The sequence below is a fragment of the Halomonas sp. BN3-1 genome (assembly GCF_003056325.1).
GTDB classification, from domain to species: domain Bacteria; phylum Pseudomonadota; class Gammaproteobacteria; order Pseudomonadales; family Halomonadaceae; genus Halomonas; species Halomonas litopenaei.
This window is the reverse complement of record NZ_PYVV01000002.1, coordinates 151552-166264: the sequence shown is the minus strand read 5'-3', so window position 1 is coordinate 166264 and position 14713 is coordinate 151552. Positions and strand designations below refer to the sequence as shown.

General features: G+C 65.5%; 15 protein-coding genes. 5 read left to right on the top strand and 10 right to left on the bottom strand.

The annotated features are described in order from the left end of the window. Positions 1 to 11: 11 nt before the first annotated feature. The 5 genes from apaG to C9F12_RS04130 form a co-directional block, all read right to left on the bottom strand. Positions 12 to 392, bottom strand: a complete 381-nt coding sequence (gene apaG / locus C9F12_RS04150) for a Co2+/Mg2+ efflux protein ApaG (RefSeq protein ID WP_045991851.1) — start codon at positions 390 to 392, stop codon at positions 12 to 14. Then, positions 389 to 1201: a 16S rRNA (adenine(1518)-N(6)/adenine(1519)-N(6))-dimethyltransferase RsmA gene (rsmA, locus tag C9F12_RS04145; RefSeq protein ID WP_108448069.1), complete on the bottom strand. Its 813-nt coding sequence runs from the start codon at positions 1199 to 1201 to the stop codon at positions 389 to 391. The genes apaG and rsmA overlap by 4 nt, the downstream gene beginning before the upstream one ends. Positions 1202 to 1242: 41 nt before the next feature. Continuing rightward, on the bottom strand, positions 1243 to 2292 hold the full coding sequence (gene pdxA, locus C9F12_RS04140; RefSeq protein WP_108448185.1) for a 4-hydroxythreonine-4-phosphate dehydrogenase PdxA: 1050 nt from the start codon (positions 2290 to 2292) through the stop codon (positions 1243 to 1245). Positions 2293 to 2303: 11 nt separating this feature from the next. Then, positions 2304 to 2945 (bottom strand): SurA N-terminal domain-containing protein, encoded by a 642-nt coding sequence (locus tag C9F12_RS04135; protein ID WP_108448068.1) that lies wholly within the window; start codon positions 2943 to 2945, stop codon positions 2304 to 2306. A 77-nt stretch (positions 2946 to 3022) separates the two neighbouring features. Beyond that, positions 3023 to 5485: an LPS-assembly protein LptD gene (locus tag C9F12_RS04130; protein ID WP_108448067.1), complete on the bottom strand. Its 2463-nt coding sequence runs from the start codon at positions 5483 to 5485 to the stop codon at positions 3023 to 3025. Positions 5486 to 5673: 188 nt separating this feature from the next. Here C9F12_RS04130 and C9F12_RS04125 point away from each other — a divergent pair, with 188 nt between their 5' ends. The 3 genes from C9F12_RS04125 to C9F12_RS04115 all read left to right on the top strand — a co-directional run bounded on the left by C9F12_RS04125 (position 5674) and on the right by C9F12_RS04115 (position 7896). Continuing rightward, positions 5674 to 6714, top strand: a complete 1041-nt coding sequence (locus tag C9F12_RS04125) for a phosphotransferase (RefSeq protein WP_108448066.1) — start codon at positions 5674 to 5676, stop codon at positions 6712 to 6714. Then, on the top strand, positions 6711 to 7388 hold the full coding sequence (gene murU / locus C9F12_RS04120; protein WP_108448065.1) for an N-acetylmuramate alpha-1-phosphate uridylyltransferase MurU: 678 nt from the start codon (positions 6711 to 6713) through the stop codon (positions 7386 to 7388). The genes C9F12_RS04125 and murU overlap by 4 nt, the downstream gene beginning before the upstream one ends. A gap of 88 nt (positions 7389 to 7476) precedes the next feature. Beyond that, entirely contained in the window at positions 7477 to 7896 is a 420-nt protein-coding gene (locus tag C9F12_RS04115; RefSeq protein WP_108131335.1) for an OsmC family protein, read from the top strand. Between the two features lie 137 nt (positions 7897 to 8033). Here C9F12_RS04115 and coq7 read toward each other — a convergent pair whose 3' ends face one another. Further along, the gene (gene coq7 / locus C9F12_RS04110; protein ID WP_108131334.1) at positions 8034 to 8678 is read right to left on the bottom strand and encodes a 2-polyprenyl-3-methyl-6-methoxy-1,4-benzoquinone monooxygenase; all 645 of its coding nucleotides are present in this window, start codon (positions 8676 to 8678) and stop codon (positions 8034 to 8036) included. Positions 8679 to 8990: 312 nt separating this feature from the next. Next, entirely contained in the window at positions 8991 to 9332 is a 342-nt protein-coding gene (locus C9F12_RS04105) for a histidine triad nucleotide-binding protein (RefSeq protein ID WP_045992116.1), read from the bottom strand. 222 nt (positions 9333 to 9554) lie between these two features. Here C9F12_RS04105 and C9F12_RS04100 point away from each other — a divergent pair, with 222 nt between their 5' ends. Further along, positions 9555 to 10799 (top strand): sodium:proton antiporter, encoded by a 1245-nt coding sequence (locus tag C9F12_RS04100; RefSeq protein WP_108448064.1) that lies wholly within the window; start codon positions 9555 to 9557, stop codon positions 10797 to 10799. A 43-nt stretch (positions 10800 to 10842) separates the two neighbouring features. Here C9F12_RS04100 and C9F12_RS04095 read toward each other — a convergent pair whose 3' ends face one another. After that, entirely contained in the window at positions 10843 to 12270 is a 1428-nt protein-coding gene (locus tag C9F12_RS04095; protein WP_108448063.1) for a PLP-dependent aminotransferase family protein, read from the bottom strand. Between the two features lie 115 nt (positions 12271 to 12385). Here C9F12_RS04095 and C9F12_RS04090 point away from each other — a divergent pair, with 115 nt between their 5' ends. Next, complete coding sequence (locus C9F12_RS04090) at positions 12386 to 13378, top strand: DMT family transporter (protein WP_108131332.1); 993 nt, start codon at positions 12386 to 12388, stop codon at positions 13376 to 13378. Here the strand turns inward: C9F12_RS04090 and C9F12_RS04085 are convergent. Beyond that, on the bottom strand, positions 13348 to 14220 hold the full coding sequence (locus C9F12_RS04085; RefSeq protein ID WP_045992119.1) for a phosphoribulokinase: 873 nt from the start codon (positions 14218 to 14220) through the stop codon (positions 13348 to 13350). The genes C9F12_RS04090 and C9F12_RS04085 overlap by 31 nt on opposite strands. Continuing rightward, positions 14220 to 14654: a thioesterase family protein gene (locus C9F12_RS04080; RefSeq protein WP_108448062.1), complete on the bottom strand. Its 435-nt coding sequence runs from the start codon at positions 14652 to 14654 to the stop codon at positions 14220 to 14222. The genes C9F12_RS04085 and C9F12_RS04080 overlap by 1 nt, the downstream gene beginning before the upstream one ends. Between the last annotated feature and the right edge of the window lie 59 nt (positions 14655 to 14713).

The window sequence follows — 14713 nt, the reverse complement described above, 5'->3', positions numbered from 1 at the left end:
GATGCGCCAGATCAGTGAATCTGGTTGGGTGTGGCCAGGCGAAACACCGTGATCGGCACTTCGAAGGGACGCTGGCTGGCGGTGTCCACGCAGGTATAGGCCCCTTCCATGAACCCTACCGGCCCGTCGAGAATGGCACGACTGGTGTACTGGAAGGTCTGACCGGGACCTATCATCGGCTGCTTGCCGACCACCCCCTTGCCGCGAACCTCCTGGACCTGCCCGCTGGTCTGGGTGATCTTCCAGAAACGCGCCATCAACTGGATATTCCCCGGCGAATGATTGTGCACCGTCACCGTGTAGCTGAACACGAAGCGGTTCTCCATCGGCGAAGATTCATCTTCACGATAGGCGGGCTCCACATCGACCCTTACGTCGGGCATCTCGCTCATGACGGGTTCTCCTCTGCACTCAAGGCGTTGGCGATGGACACGAACTCTTCCACCTCCAGCGTCTGGGGCCGCCGGCTCGGATCGATACCGAGGGCCTCGAGGGCGTCACCGTCGATGCGTCCCTTGAGATTGTTGCGCAGCGTCTTGCGCCGCTGACCGAAGGCCTCGCGCACCACGTCGAACAGCAACGTCTCGTCCTTGGCCCGCCCCTGGGGTCGCTCACGCGGGGTCAGCCTGACGATGGCCGAGTCCACCTTGGGACGCGGCACGAAGGCCTCCGGCGGTACCACGAACAGCGAATCGACGTCGCAGAAGTACTGCGCCAGCACCGACAGCCGCCCACGATCACCTCCGCCCGGTGGCGCCGCAAGACGATCCACCACCTCCTTCTGCAGCATGAAGTGCATGTCCTGGATGGCGTCGCCGGCCTTGAGCAAGTGCGAGATCAGCGGGGTCGAGATGTTGTAGGGAAGGTTGCCGACGACCCGGAGTGGCTGGCCCTCGCCGCGTAGCGCAACGAAGTCCATCTTGAGGGCGTCGCCTTCGTGGATGACGAAGTTCGGGTGATTGAAGAATTGCACCCGCAGCCCCGGAATCAGGTCCCGGTCCAGCTCGATGACCTCCAGATCACCGTCGGTGGCATCGAGCAGTGGTTCGGTCAGCGCCCCCTGGCCAGGGCCGATCTCGACCATACGGTCGCCGGGGCGCGCCCCGATGGAACGCACGATGCGCGAGATGACGCCGGGATCACGCAAGAAGTTCTGACCGAAGCGCTTGCGGGCCCGGTGCGCCGTGGGGCGGGATGACATGCTTGAATCCTTTGCAAAACGAGGGTTGGGGTGACGGACCTTCAGCGCTCGGCCACCCGGCTGCCCATATCCTCGGCGAGGGCAATCGCCACCGCCAGGCTATCGGGACTGGCGGTGCCATGCCCGGCCAGGTCCAGGGCGGTGCCGTGGTCCACCGAGGTCCGTGCCAGCGGCAGCCCTAATGTGATGTTGGCGGCCTGGCCGAATCCCGAGTACTTGAGCACCGGCAGACCCTGGTCATGATACATCGCCAGCACCGCGTCGACGCCGTCGAGATGGCGCGGGGTGAAAAGGGTATCCGCCGGCAGCGGCCCGTCAAGGGCCAGTCCTTCTTCACGTAGCCGTTCGAGCACCGGGGTGATGATCTCGATCTCTTCGCGCCCGAGATGCCCATCCTCGCCGGCGTGGGGGTTCAGACCGCACACGGCGATCCGCGGAGAGACAACGCCAAAGAAGTCTGTCAGGTCCCGAGCCAGTATACGCAGCACTCGCTCGAGCCCCTTTTGAGACAGCGCATCGGCCACCTCGCGCAGCGGCAGGTGGGTGGTCGCCAGGGCCACCCGCAGCGGTATCGAACGCAATGGATCAGTGGTGGCGTCGGCCGAGACGACGCGCCCGTGCAGGGCGCTGTCGGTGGCCAGCATCATGACCACCTCCTCGACCCCGCAGGCATCGCGCAGGTACTCGGTATGGCCGGTGAAGTGGTGGTGCCCCGCGTCGCGGATCACCCCCTTGTGCAGCGGCGCCGTGACCATCGCCGAGGCCTTGCCGGCCAGGCACTGGGCCACCGCCATATCCAGAGTCTCGAGCACATAGTCGGCGTTGGCTGTCGACAGCACGCCAGGCTCGCTGGCCTCCTTGAGCGCGACCGGCCACACCGCCAGACGCTGCCGGCGCGGCCCCGGGTGCGCCTCGCCCGGTGCCGCTATCACCACCTCGACATCCAGTCCGAGCGCCTGGGCGCGAGCCCTCAACAGCTCTGGGTCGCCAATGGCGACCCAGTCGGTGGCGTGGCGCGCAGCCAGCATCAGGGCAAGCTCTGGACCGATACCGGCGGGTTCGCCGGTGGTCACCACGATCGGTGCCTTCATCCGCTGCGACATCAGCCCTGGTTCAGGCGCTTCTCGACGAAGGCCTCGCCGCGAATTTCCTGAACCCACTTCTCGAGTTCATCGCCGGCCTTGCGCTGGAAGATCGCCTGGCGCGCCTCCTCGCGGCTGGTGCCGACGCCCTCCTGCTGCAGATAGCGCTCGACCTCGGACTCGGAGATGTTGATCCGGCTGGACACCTGGGCCTGCTGGACCTTCATGATCAGCATCTCGCGACGGATCTGATCACGCACCTGGGACAGGCTCATGCCCTGGGACTCGAGCCGATCGGCGAACTGCTCCAGGCTCACACCGTTCTGGTTGGCCACGGCGCGCACCTGACGATTGAGCTCGGTATCGTCGACGCTCAGGTTCATGCGCTCGGCCATCTGCACCTCGATCTCCTCGACGATCATGCGGTCCAGAATCTGCTCACGCAGGGCCTGCTCCGGAGGAGTGTCCATGTCGCTTGCGCGCAGTCTGGCCATGGCCTGCTCTACGCGGTCATCGAGCTGGGAGGCCATGATGGCGTCCTCGTTGACCACGGCGACGATCCGATCCAGCGGCTGGCGGTAACCGTCCTGGGCGTGGGCCGCCACGGTGGTCAGTGCCAGACAGGCGGCCATCGCCAGGGCGGCAAGGGGTCGGCTACGCATAGTCATGCTTCCTCGTTCACTCAGATTCGATGCGGCGAGCACGTCGCGTGCTCGCCGTTGGGGATACGCCAGGGTATTTAGTTCAGGCCGGGACGGTAACCGGGCACCGCAGACTGGAAGTAGGTGTCCGCCTCGCCACCGAAGCCACCGAAGCCCTTGAGCACAAAGCGCAGGAAGAGCCCGCGATCTGTGGTGTCGTCTTCGAGGTTGTTGGCGGTGTCCTCGTCTTCGATCCACTCGCGCCACACGACCTGCACACCATAACAGCAGTCGTTCCACTGCACACCCGCCATCTGGTCGAGGGCACGGTCGTTGGTGTTGTCGTAGAGCACCCGGCCGATGACGTCGAAACGATCCGTGGCCTTGTAGGCGAAGGACATGTCGTACTCTTCGCGGTTGTAGTTGCGAACGTCGTCGTCATCGTCGGCGTTGTCGAAGCCTTCAAGCTCCCAGCGGTAACCCAGGTTGAGCACGTGACCGGCGTCGGCACGGTACTGCACGCCAAGGCCGGTGCTCTCGGTGCGACTTTCCTCGTCGTCGTAAAGCCACTGCCAACGGGTGCTCCAGTTGTCGGTGATCTGCCAGTTGAGGCGGGTTACCCAGGGCGAACGATCGCGGGTGGCGTCGTAGTAGTCGAATGACGTCTCATCCCCCGGCAGCGTCTCGGGGTCACCGGCCATGTCGATATTGCGGTCCTCGAAGTAGGCCGCCTGACCGACCCCGATGGAGAGGCGCTCGCGGCCGCTCTGGTCTTCGAGGAAGCGGCTTTCCACGCCGTAGGACAGACGATTCAGGTCACCCAGACGATCGCCACCGGAGAAGCGGTACGGTGACCACAGCTGGTTCCAGGAGAACGACAGCTCTTCGGTGTCGAAGTCGGGGAAGTCGCTCTGGTCGCGTTCCGGTACGTAGGCATAATTCAGGCGTGGCTCGAGGGTCTGGCGCCAGTCGTCGCCGCCAAAGGCAAAGTCGCGCTCGAAGATCAGCCCGGCGTCGATGGTGGTGACCGGCGCGGTCAGCGTCGGACTCTCGCTGTTGTCGGTGATGCGATCGTCATAGTCGAGGTCGTAGCGTGTGTGCTGCAGCGCCACGCGGGGCTCGAAGAAGCCCCAGCTCGGCTCGAAGCGGTAGCCCACCGCCGGCGCCAGATCCAGGCGGGCGCCCTTGACGTCTTCCCTCAACGGGATGCGGCGCTGGGTATCCTCGTAGTCGTAGAAGCCGTTCTCGTCGCCCTCGATATCCCGCCAGAAGTAGGTCGCGTTGGAGTTCCACTCCTGATAGAAACCGAGGTCCTGTGACCAGCGGCCGTTGGCGGTCAGGCTTGGCAGCCGGTAGAAGGGCTTGTCGCCTTCGTCTACCGGATCGTCCAGCAGCTGATAGCCCTGGGCCTTGGCCTGGAGGTTCCAGGTGTCGCCGAGGTAGTCGATCTGGGCCAGACGCGCCATGTTGCTGGTGTCCGTCTCACCAAAGGTACGCCCGAAGTCATCGAAGTAGCGGCCGTCGCTGGCGGCGCCGTAGCGCAGCCGGTAAGGCACGCGCGAGCTGAAGCGCCCGTAGTGGCTGTAGTCGAAGTACCAGCGCTCGTCGCCGTTCTCGAGTTCGGTGGTGGAGTCGTCATCCCCGGCGGACTTGTCGTCGCCGATGTAGGCGCCTTCCAGGGTGCCCTGATCGGTGGGAAACAGATAGCGGAACTCCGCCCCCATCAATAACCCGCTGTCGTCGATCCAGCGCGGGGTGATGGTAGCGTCATAGTTGGGCGCCAGGTTCAGATAGAAGGGCTGTGCGTAGTCGACACCACCGTCGGAGACGCCGATGGTCGGCCACAGGAAGCCCGTCTGACGGCGTTCATCGATGGGAAAGCGCACCCAGGGCCAGTAGAACACCGGCACATCGCCCAGCTCCAGACGGGCGTGCTTGGCGGTACCATAGCCTTTGTTGCGATCCAGCAGAATATCGTTGCCGATCAGGCGCCAGGTGCTGTCGCCGGGCTCACAGGTGGTGAAGCTGGCCTCGCGCAGGCGGAAGACGTTGTCACTGACTCGCTCGAGCTGGATGGCGTCGCCGCGCAGGCGCGACTCGTGGGCCACGTAGTGGGCCGAATCGATGGTGGCCTGGTCACTGTTCAGGGAAACCTCGGCGCTGTCGCCGCGTACCAGCAGGCCCTTGTCGCGCAGGGTCAGGGGACCACTGGCGTTGGCCAGGTCACGCTCCGGTGGCACCTGCACCCGGGTTGCTTCGAGCTGGGTATCGCCCTTGCGCAGCACCACTTCACCGTCGAGCACGGTGTCACCATCGGTGCCGTAGTTGGCGGTGTTGGATTCGCTGTTGACCTGGCCATCGATGGCCGGCGCAGGAAGGCGGTATTCGGGCTGAACGTAGTAGCCTCGGCACACCGTCCCGGCGGGACGGTCATCGCCCCAGGGCTGCCAATCCATCTGGCTTGCCGGCAGGGGTTCAGGTGGGGCCGCCCACAGGGGGGACGACACCAGACTGGTGGTGGCGAGGCCCGCCAGGGCCGTCCATGCGTATCGCTTGGCCATGTTGCACGCTGTCCTCGACGGGGTGAATCGGTATTATACAGGCCGCGGCCGACCTGTAACGCCGATCTGTTCCAACGAGATTCGCGCCACGGCCGCCCTTGATCCATGCACAGCATGCGGTGAGGCCAACGGAGCGTCAACCGACATTGGCATCCTTCGCCCTGCCGCCACCAGGAGTTTTCCCCCCGATGTCCCAGGCTGAAAGCCCCCGCCGACTCGAGCAACTGCGCCTTTGGGCACAGGCACAGCACCCGTCCATCGAGGGCTCGAGCGATCTCGTGCTGGCCGCCGGCGACGCCAGCTTCAGGCGTTACTACCGCCTCACCCTGGAAAGTGGGGAGACCCGCATGCTGATGGACGCCCCGCCCCCCCAGGAGGACGTCGGCCCCTTCGTCGCCATCGCCCGTGACTGGCACGCAGCCAGCCTGCCGGTACCCCGGGTCTATGCCGTGGACGCCGACCAGGGCTTCGTGGAGCTTGAGGACCTCGGCGACGAGCCGCTGCACCTGGCCCTCGACGGTGCCGACGAGGCCACCACCCACGCCCATTTCGACGCCGCCATCTCGCTGCTCGAGGAGCTTCAGCGGAAGGCTCCGAGCGATAGCCTGCCGCCCTACGACGCCGAAACGCTGGCCCGGGAACTGGACCTGTTCCCCGACTGGTGCCTCGGCCAGTGGCTGGAGTTGGATGGCCAGCCTCCCGGCTGGCCAGCGCTGCGCCAGGCGCTGATCGAACAGGCGCTGGCCCAGCCGGTGGTCACCGTGCACCGCGACTTCGACGCCATGAACCTGATGCGTCACGCCGCCGAACTGTGGTTGATCGACTTCCAGGACGCCCTGGCAGGCCCCATCACCTATGACCTGATCTCGCTGATGCACGGGCGCTATCGGCGCTTCGATGCGGCCACCCGGGCGGCCTGGAGCGAGGCTTTCCACCAGCGCGCGATAGCCGACGGGCGCCTGTCCGACTCGGTGGATAGCGACAGTTTCCTGCGCTGGGTCAATGCCATGGCTGCCCAGCGTGCGCTCAAGGTGCTCGGCATCTTCTGTCGCCTGACCCTGCGCGACCAGCGCGACGGCTACCTGGCGCGTCTACCTCACTTTCTTGCCCATCTTCAGGACAGCCTCGAGGGGCTGGAGGGCCTCGCGGGACACGCCGACTTCAGCGCCTGGGTCGAAGACAGCCTGCGCCCGCTGATCGAAGCCCGTGTCGCAGAGGTGCGCCCATGAAAGCCATGATCCTGGCCGCCGGTCTCGGCAAACGCATGCGTCCGCTGACCGACCACTGCCCCAAACCCCTGTTGCCGGTGGCCGGCGAACCGCTGATTGGCCACCACCTCAGGCGCCTGGCCGGCTGCGGTATCGAACAGGTGGTGATCAACGTCAGCTACCGTGCCGACCAGATTATCGAGACCCTGGGCGACGGTGAACGCTACGGGGTATCGATTGCCTACAGTCGCGAGGACGAGCCGCTGGAGACCGCCGGCGGTATCGCCAAGGCTCGCCCACTGCTCGGCGAGGAGCCCTTCGTGCTGGTCAGCGCCGATGCCTTCTGCGACATCGACCCCAGCGCCCTGCCCTCTCTGGAGGGCGATCTGGCCCATCTGGTGCTGGTCGACAACCCCGACCACAACCCGGACGGCGACTTCCACCTGGCGGCCGGCGGCAGAGTTTCGAGCGACGGCTCGCCAAAGTTGACCTACTCGGGGATAGCGCTGATCGACCCGCGTCTGGTGAACGACCTGCCCGCTCCCTGCTATCCTGTCGCTCCACTGCTTCGCGAGGCCATGGCCCGCGACCTCGTCGCCGGCACCCACCATCGGGGAGACTGGGTCGACGTGGGTACGCCCGAGCGCCTCGAGGCGTTGAATCGCCGACTCGGCAGCGCTCCCGGCGAACGCTGATCGAGCCCGGCCGCATCTTGCAGACCGCGTCCTGCAGACCGCATCAAAAAACATCGACATCACTATCGCAGAAAAAGAAGGAATCCCCATGAAAGCCAGCGTCAAATGGACCGACGGCCGTCAGTTCGTGGCCGAATCCGGTAGTGGCCACGCCGTGGTCATCGACGGCCCCCCCGATCACGGTGGCCGCAACACCGGGCCGCGCCCGATGGAGATGCTGCTGATGGGCATGGGCGCCTGCACCTCCTTCGACGTGCTGGAAATCCTCGAGAAGTCCCGCGCCCCGGTGGAAGACTGCGTCGCCGACATCGAGGCCGAACGCGCCGACAGCGTGCCGTCGGTGTTTACCAAGATCCACGTGCACTTCACCGTCACCGGCAAGGGGCTCAAGGAAAAGCAGGTCCAGCGCGCGGTGGAACTGTCCGCCGACAAGTACTGCAGCGCCTCCATCATGCTGGCCAAGGGCGGCGTCGAGGTCACCCATTCCTACACCATCGTCGAGTCCTGAGGCCGCTTCGAGCGCCGCGCAGCAGCGAGCGCCTCGGATCGACAGCCACCCTCACGCAAAAGCCCCTGCCGATCGGCAGGGGCTTTTGCGTGAGGGCGAGGCCATCGCAGCATCAGGCGCTGGCCACCGGCACAGGATCAGATGCGGTAGACGCTCTTGGTCATCACCCTGGACATCAGCGTCATGCCGGCCTTGACCGGGCCAGGGAACCTGGCGCCACCAGCCTCCAGCGCCTGCTGGGCGTGGTGGGCCTCGTCGATGGCCATCTGCCTGAGCACCGCCCGGGAGCGCTTGTCCCCTTCGGGCAAGGTCTCGAGGTGCTCGTCCAGATGCTTGCCCACCTGCTCCTCGGTGGCGGCGACAAAGCCCAGGCTGACACGATCGCCAACCGCCCCCGCCAGCGCCCCCATGCCGAAGGACGCCGCATAGAACAGCGGATTGAGTCGACTGGTCGGCGCATTCAACTCCCTGAGCCGGTCCTCGCACCAGGCAAGGTGATCGATCTCTTCCTGGGCGGCTTCCTCCATCTGGCCGCGCACCTCCGGCAATTTGGCGGTCAGGCCCTGGCCCTGGTACAGCGCCTGGGCGCATACCTCTCCGGTGTGGTTGATGCGCATCAGGCCGGCCGCGTGATGGCGCTCATCCGGGCTCATTTCGCCGTCATGGATCGTATCGACCGCGGGCGTCGGCCGAGATGCCCGCGCCGCCCCCGGCACCAGGGTGCGCAATACATTGTCGAACTGATGGATGGCCCGATCGGCGGGGCTGAGAGAGCGGGACATGGCGCGATCCTTGTACGACTAAGTGAGCCAGCGAACATGGGCGAAACGATGAACGTTCGCATCAAGGGATTATTCTACGCAAGCGTCGGCGGCACTCAAGCGCCGGCTCTTCATGTTGAGGGCGGCGACGCCTCGACGCTCAACACACACCAAAAGCGATCGGCGCCGGCTTTTCAAATGGGGCACAAGCCCCTCGGCGGCGCCTAGAAACAAAAAGCGATCGGCGCCGCCTGGGGGACACCAGGCGACGCCGGAGAATGCACGGATGCGTCGAGCGCTTGAACTGCCGGAAGAGACTCCGTCGCGCGCCGGCTAGCCAGCCGGCCATGTGAAGCGACGACCGCCCATCACGTGCATGTGAATATGATAGACCGTCTGGCCGCCGTCTTCATTGCAATTCATCACCACCCTGAAGCCGTCTTCGGCAAACCCGAGGTCCTTGGCCAGACGCGAGGCGGTCAGCGGCAGGCGCCCCACCAGTGCCTGGTCTTCCTCGGTGATGTCGTTGAGGGTGGCAATATGCTTCTTGGGGATGACCAGCATATGGGTCGGGGCCTTGGGATCGATATCGTTGAAGGCCAGCACCTGATCGTCCTCGTAGACGATATCGGCGGGAATCTCGCGGTTGATGATCTTGCAGAACAGGCAATCCATGGCAGGCTCCGGGGCACACTGAAAAAACGGTGTCTTCGAGATTACCCGCCAACAGGGCTGCTGTCAGTCCCCTGACTCGCCCGATCACTGACCCAGGCCCCATGAGCAACGTTCCCAAACCGCCAGTTATGCACCTCTGGTCATCGCGCTCGCCTGCCCCCCCAAGCCATTGCGGCTATGGTACAACCGTAGCTCCCATGCATTTTCGGAGTGTCGCCTGCCATGCATCACACCGCCCTGCTGCTGATCCTTCTGATCATCATCGCCTTTGCCCTGCTGTCGCGGCGCATCTCGGCCTCGCTGATCAGTCTGCCCATGGTGTTCATGGCCGCGGGGATGGGGCTGGGCGCGCTGACGCCGGACCTGGTGCCCATCGACATGCAGCAGGAGCTGACCCAGGTGATCGCCGAGATCACCCTGATCATCGTGCTGTTCGCCGATGCCTCGGTGGTCAAGCTGAAGTCTCTGCGCCAGAACCTGGCGATTCCGCTGCGCATGCTGTTGATCGGCATGCCCCTGACGGTCTTGCTGGGCACGCTGATGGCCAAGTGGGTCTCGCCGGAAGCAGCCTGGGGCACCGCCATGCTGGTGGCGGCGATTCTTACCCCGACCGACGCGGCCTTGGGCCAGGCGGTGGTATCGAGCCCCAGCGTGCCGGAACGTATCCGCCAGTCGATCAACGTCGAAAGTGGGCTCAATGATGGTCTGGCTGTACCCGTGATTCTTGCCTCGGCACTGCTGGCGGTGGCGGCCACCGGCACCGAGGTCGCCGACGCCCCGAACAACCTCTGGACCTTCGCCCTGCTGCAACTGACCCTCGGGCCGCTGGTCGGGGTGCTGTTCGGCTGGGGCTTTGCCCGCCTGCTCGACGCCGCCATCGACCGCGGCTACGTCACCGTCATCTATCAGGGCATCCTGTTTCTGGCGCTGGCCTTCCTGATCTATCTGGTCGCCGAAACCGTCGGCGGCAACGGCTTTATCGCGGTGTTCCTCGGCGGCCTGACCTTCGGCAACCAGCTACGCCATGACACCACCTTCATCGAGGAGTTCATGGAGAGCGAGGGCCAGCTCTTGACCATCGCCACCTTCCTGATCTTCGGTGCGGTAATGGTGCCGCTGGCCATCTCGCATGCGTCCTGGAAGACCGTTGCTCTGGCGCTGATGTACCTGTCGGTGATTCGCATGATTCCGATCTGGATATCGCTCACCGGACTCGGCTTGTCCGCCTATGAAAAGACCTTCCTCGGCTGGTTCGGACCTCGGGGGTTGGCCAGCATCCTGTTCGCACTGCTGATCTACGACCAGTACCCGATCCCCGGCAGCGACGAGATCCTCGCCTGCGTGGTGTTGACGGTCATGATCTCGGTGGTGCTGCACGGCGTCAGCGCCCAGCCCATGGCCCAGCGCTTTGTCGGCTCTGGCGCCGCCAAGGACGCCCCCGTCAAGCAGGCGCCTCCCGGCCACTGAGCCCCCCTCCAGGATGAGCGGGACTGGCATGGCACCACGAAGGTCAGTCCCCGCCCCGGGCCGCCCGCTCCATGGCCCGGTCCAGCGCCCTGAAGACGTCATCATCCAGCGACTGCGCCACATTGAAGCGCAGGTAGTGACTGTTCGCCGTTTCCGGGCTGAACACCTCCCCAGGCGCCAGTACCAGATCCTCGTCCAACGCCGCTCTGGCCACGTCCTTGGCGCAGAGCCCCGCGGGCAGTCGCGTCCACAGAAAGAGCCCCGCACTGGGCTCCACCCAGGGCTCCAGGCCCGCCGAGCGCAGTCGCGGCATGACCTGTCCCATGGCGTCTGCCAGGCGCGTCCTGAGCACGTTGAGGTGACGTCGATAGGCGCCTTCCCTGACCAGCTGGAACACCAGCTCTGCCGACAGCGCGCTGGCGCCAAAGGAGGTCGCCAGCTTCAGGTCGACCAGCTCCTCGAACCACTCGGGGCGGATGGCGATATAGCCACAGCGCACCGAGGCCGACAGGGTCTTGGAGAAGCTGCCCACCTGGATTACCCGCTCGAGCCCGTCCAGCGCCGCCAGGCGTGGTGACGCCTGGTGCTCGAAGTCGGCGAAGATGTCGTCCTCGATGATCAGCAGGTCGTGACGCTCGGCCAGGCGCAGCACGCGGTGGGCCACCGCCAGTGACAGGCTGGCACCGGTTGGATTATGCAGCCCCGAGTTGGTGATATAGAGCCGCGGACGATGCTGCTCGAGGGCCTCGGCAAGGCGCGATAGGTCCGGCCCCGCAGGGCTGAAGGGCACCCCCACCACCTTGACCCGGTGGGCACGCAGCAGGGCATGAAAGTTGAAATAGCAGGGGTCATCGACCAGCACGCGGTCGCCCGGCTCGAGCAGAAACCGACACAACAGATCGATGGCCTGGGTGCCGGACTCGGTCAGCAGGATCTGGGACGGCGCCGCCTCGACACCCCGCTCGGTAAGGCGATGCGCCAGCACCTGACGCAGTGCTTGCAGGCCCTGGGGCGACGCATAGTCGGTCAGGCTGGCGACAGCGCCGGAACGCCTCGCCAACTGCCTCAGCCCACGGCGAATCTCCTCGTGGGGCATCCACTCTGCCGGCAGCCAGCCACAGCCTGGCCTCAGCCGGTAATGGTCGCTCTCGAGCGCCTGGCGGGTCAGCCACAGCGGGTCCACTTCGCGCTCGCGACGGGGCGCCAGCTCCGCCAGGGACAGCGGCGGCAAGCGATCACCGACGAAAAAGCCGGCGCCGCGACGGGAATGGATGGCGCCCTCGGCGACCAGCCGATCGTAGGCCTCGACCACGGTGGAGCGTGACACCCCGAGCGATTCAGCCAAGCCGCGAATCGACGGCAGGCGCGCACCTGGCGCCAGCTGACGCTGGGCCATGCGGCGCTGGATCAGCGCTACCACCTGCTCGACCAGGCTGATGCCCGCCCGACGATCGATGTCCTGTGCCTTCATCTGTACTGGAGGCTCCACCATGACAGTTTGTCAAAACTGTACTGCACCGTCTCTGGCTGCACCAGCGCACGCCCTTCACCCTAGGCGCTACTGACCCGCCACGGAGTTCGCGCAGATGCCCTCACGACACCGACCATTGAACCCGACACACCGCCCGGACCTTGGCAAGGGCTGGGCCTGCGGCGCCCTCGGCATGGCCATCTTCAGCGGTTCATTGCCCGCCACCCGGGTGGCGGTGAGGGCCTTCGATCCGCTGTTTCTGACCTTTTCCAGGGCCAGCCTGGCGGGACTGGTGGCGGTGGTATTGCTGGCGTGCCTGAAGGGACGCCGGCCGCGGACCGATGAGCTTGCATCGCTGGGGCTGGTTGCCGCCTGCGTGGTGGTGGGGTTTCCACTGCTGACCGCCATGGCGCTGGAGCACGTCAGCGCAGCGCACTCGCTGGTCTATATCGGCCTGCTGCCGATGGCTACCGCGCTGTTCGGGGTGCTGCGTACCGGCGACAGGCCCCGCCCGGCGTTCTGGGCCTGCTCGTTGAGCGGTGCTGCGCTGGTCGCAGGCTTCGCGCTCGGCCAGCCTGGCAGCGCCTCCTTGACCGGCGATCTGTTGATGCTGGCCGCCGTGACCGTCTGCGGGCTCGGTTACGCCGAGGGCGCGCGACTATCAAGACGGCTGCAAGGCTGGCGGGTGATCTGCTGGGCGCTGACCCTGACCCTGCCGTTGATGCTGCCTCTGGCGGTCGCATCGCAACCGCCGACCCTGCAGGGTATCGGCAGCGCCGCCTGGTGGTCGCTGGGCTATGTATCGCTGTTCAGCATGCTGATTGGCTTCATCTTCTGGTATCGCGGCCTGGCGCTCGGTGGGGTGGCCGCGGTGGGTCAGCTACAGTTGCTGCAGCCGTTTCTCGGGCTTGGCCTGGCGGCCTGGTTGTTGAACGAGTCGATCAGCGTGGCGATGCTCGCCACCTGTGCCGCGGTCGTGGTGTGCGTCGCCGGCGCAAAACGCTTCGCCACACCAGCTCCGGTGCCGTCGATCCCGACCTGTCAGTCAGACGAAGCCGGCATCAACGGTGCGGCAGCTCAACGAAAACGTCGTTGGGCCAGCAGATGACGCACCAGCGGACCGAGGATCAGCTCCATCGCCAAGGATAGACGAGAGCCGGGCACCACCAGGGTGTGGGGGCGACTCATGAAGGCGTCCTGAATCATCGCCAGCAGGTAGGGAAAATCCACGGTGGACGGATCGCGGAACCGGATCACCACGAAGGACTCGGCATCGGTGGGGATATCCTGGACCTCGAAGGGGTTCGAGGTATCTACCGTGGGCACCCGCTGAAAGTTGATATGGGTACGCGAGAACTGCGGCAGGATGTAGCGCACGTAGTCATCCATGCGCCCCAGGATGGTGTCGATGACCGCTTCCTGGGTGTAGCCGCGGGCATGCATGTCGCGGTCGATCTTCTGGATCCACTCGAGGTTCATGGTCGGGGCGACGCCCACCAGCAGATCGACGTGGCGGGCGATGTCCACCTCACTGGTGACCAGCCCACCGTGCAGACCCTCGTAGAACAGCAGGTCGGTACCGGTGGGCAGCGGCTGCCATTCGGTGAAGGTGCCGACCTGGTAGCCGGCCTCGATCATCTTCTTGTCTTCGGCGTGGATATAGTGCCGGAAGGTCCCGGCGCCGCTGTCACCGTACTCCTGGAACAGCGTCTCCAGGCGATCGAGCAGGTTGGCCTCCACCGCAAAGTGGGACAGCTCATCCTTGCGCTCGGGCTCCTCGCGAAAGATCCGCGCCATCTCCTGGCGGGTGTAGCGATGGAAGGCGTCACCATCGACGAAGGCGGCGTGGACGTCTTCCCGGGCGAACATGCGCTCGAAGGTACGCTTGACCGTAGTGGTGCCGGCACCGGACGAACCGGTGACCGCGATGACTGGATACTCCCTCGACATCAGCCAGCCCTCGCCAGGGCGTTACGTACCGCTTCGGGCACCGCCACCGCACGCCCTGCCTGGGGGTCGACCACCATCAGGTTGAGCCTGGCGGTCGCCACTATCCGCTGATCGCTGTCGCGACGCATGCGATGGTAGACCGTGATGGCCTTGCGCGCCGGTTCGGGGATGGCGGTCTCGACCGTCAAGGCGTCCGGCCAACGAGACTCGGCCTGGTACTGCACCGCCAGGTCGGCGGCGACACTGGGATAGCCTCCCATGTCACCTTCGTGAAGCCCGAGATGGGCCAAGGCGGCCGCCCTGGCCTCGTGCAACAGCGAAATCACGGCGTCATGGCCCAGATGGTGCCCGTAGTTCATGTCGGTCACGCGCACCGTCAAACCATGACGGTGGACGATCGCCTGCTCGGGAAACTCCAGTTTGACGCGTTCCATGCTCGCTCCTTGCTGATTATTGTTGGTCAGTACCATGGGGCAAGCCAGACCGGTACCCG

Bases quoted from the DNA above. Each gene is read 5' to 3' on its own strand.
- C9F12_RS04080 (WP_108448062.1), bottom strand. From the start codon at position 14,654: ATGGAACGCGTCAAACTGGAGTTTCCCGAGCAGGCGATCGTCCACCGT.
- rsmA (WP_108448069.1), bottom strand. From the start codon at position 1,201: ATGTCATCCCGCCCCACGGCGCACCGGGCCCGCAAGCGCTTCGGTCAG.
- C9F12_RS04115 (WP_108131335.1), top strand. From the start codon at position 7,477: ATGAAAGCCAGCGTCAAATGGACCGACGGCCGTCAGTTCGTGGCCGAA.
- C9F12_RS04100 (WP_108448064.1), top strand. From the start codon at position 9,555: ATGCATCACACCGCCCTGCTGCTGATCCTTCTGATCATCATCGCCTTT.
- C9F12_RS04135 (WP_108448068.1), bottom strand. From the start codon at position 2,945: ATGCGTAGCCGACCCCTTGCCGCCCTGGCGATGGCCGCCTGTCTGGCA.
- C9F12_RS04095 (WP_108448063.1), bottom strand. From the start codon at position 12,270: ATGAAGGCACAGGACATCGATCGTCGGGCGGGCATCAGCCTGGTCGAG.
- murU (WP_108448065.1), top strand. From the start codon at position 6,711: ATGAAAGCCATGATCCTGGCCGCCGGTCTCGGCAAACGCATGCGTCCG.
- C9F12_RS04105 (WP_045992116.1), bottom strand. From the start codon at position 9,332: ATGGATTGCCTGTTCTGCAAGATCATCAACCGCGAGATTCCCGCCGAT.
- pdxA (WP_108448185.1), bottom strand. From the start codon at position 2,292: ATGAAGGCACCGATCGTGGTGACCACCGGCGAACCCGCCGGTATCGGT.
- apaG (WP_045991851.1), bottom strand. From the start codon at position 392: ATGAGCGAGATGCCCGACGTAAGGGTCGATGTGGAGCCCGCCTATCGT.
- C9F12_RS04090 (WP_108131332.1), top strand. From the start codon at position 12,386: ATGCCCTCACGACACCGACCATTGAACCCGACACACCGCCCGGACCTT.
- C9F12_RS04130 (WP_108448067.1), bottom strand. From the start codon at position 5,485: ATGGCCAAGCGATACGCATGGACGGCCCTGGCGGGCCTCGCCACCACC.
- C9F12_RS04085 (WP_045992119.1), bottom strand. From the start codon at position 14,220: ATGTCGAGGGAGTATCCAGTCATCGCGGTCACCGGTTCGTCCGGTGCC.
- C9F12_RS04125 (WP_108448066.1), top strand. From the start codon at position 5,674: ATGTCCCAGGCTGAAAGCCCCCGCCGACTCGAGCAACTGCGCCTTTGG.
- coq7 (WP_108131334.1), bottom strand. From the start codon at position 8,678: ATGTCCCGCTCTCTCAGCCCCGCCGATCGGGCCATCCATCAGTTCGAC.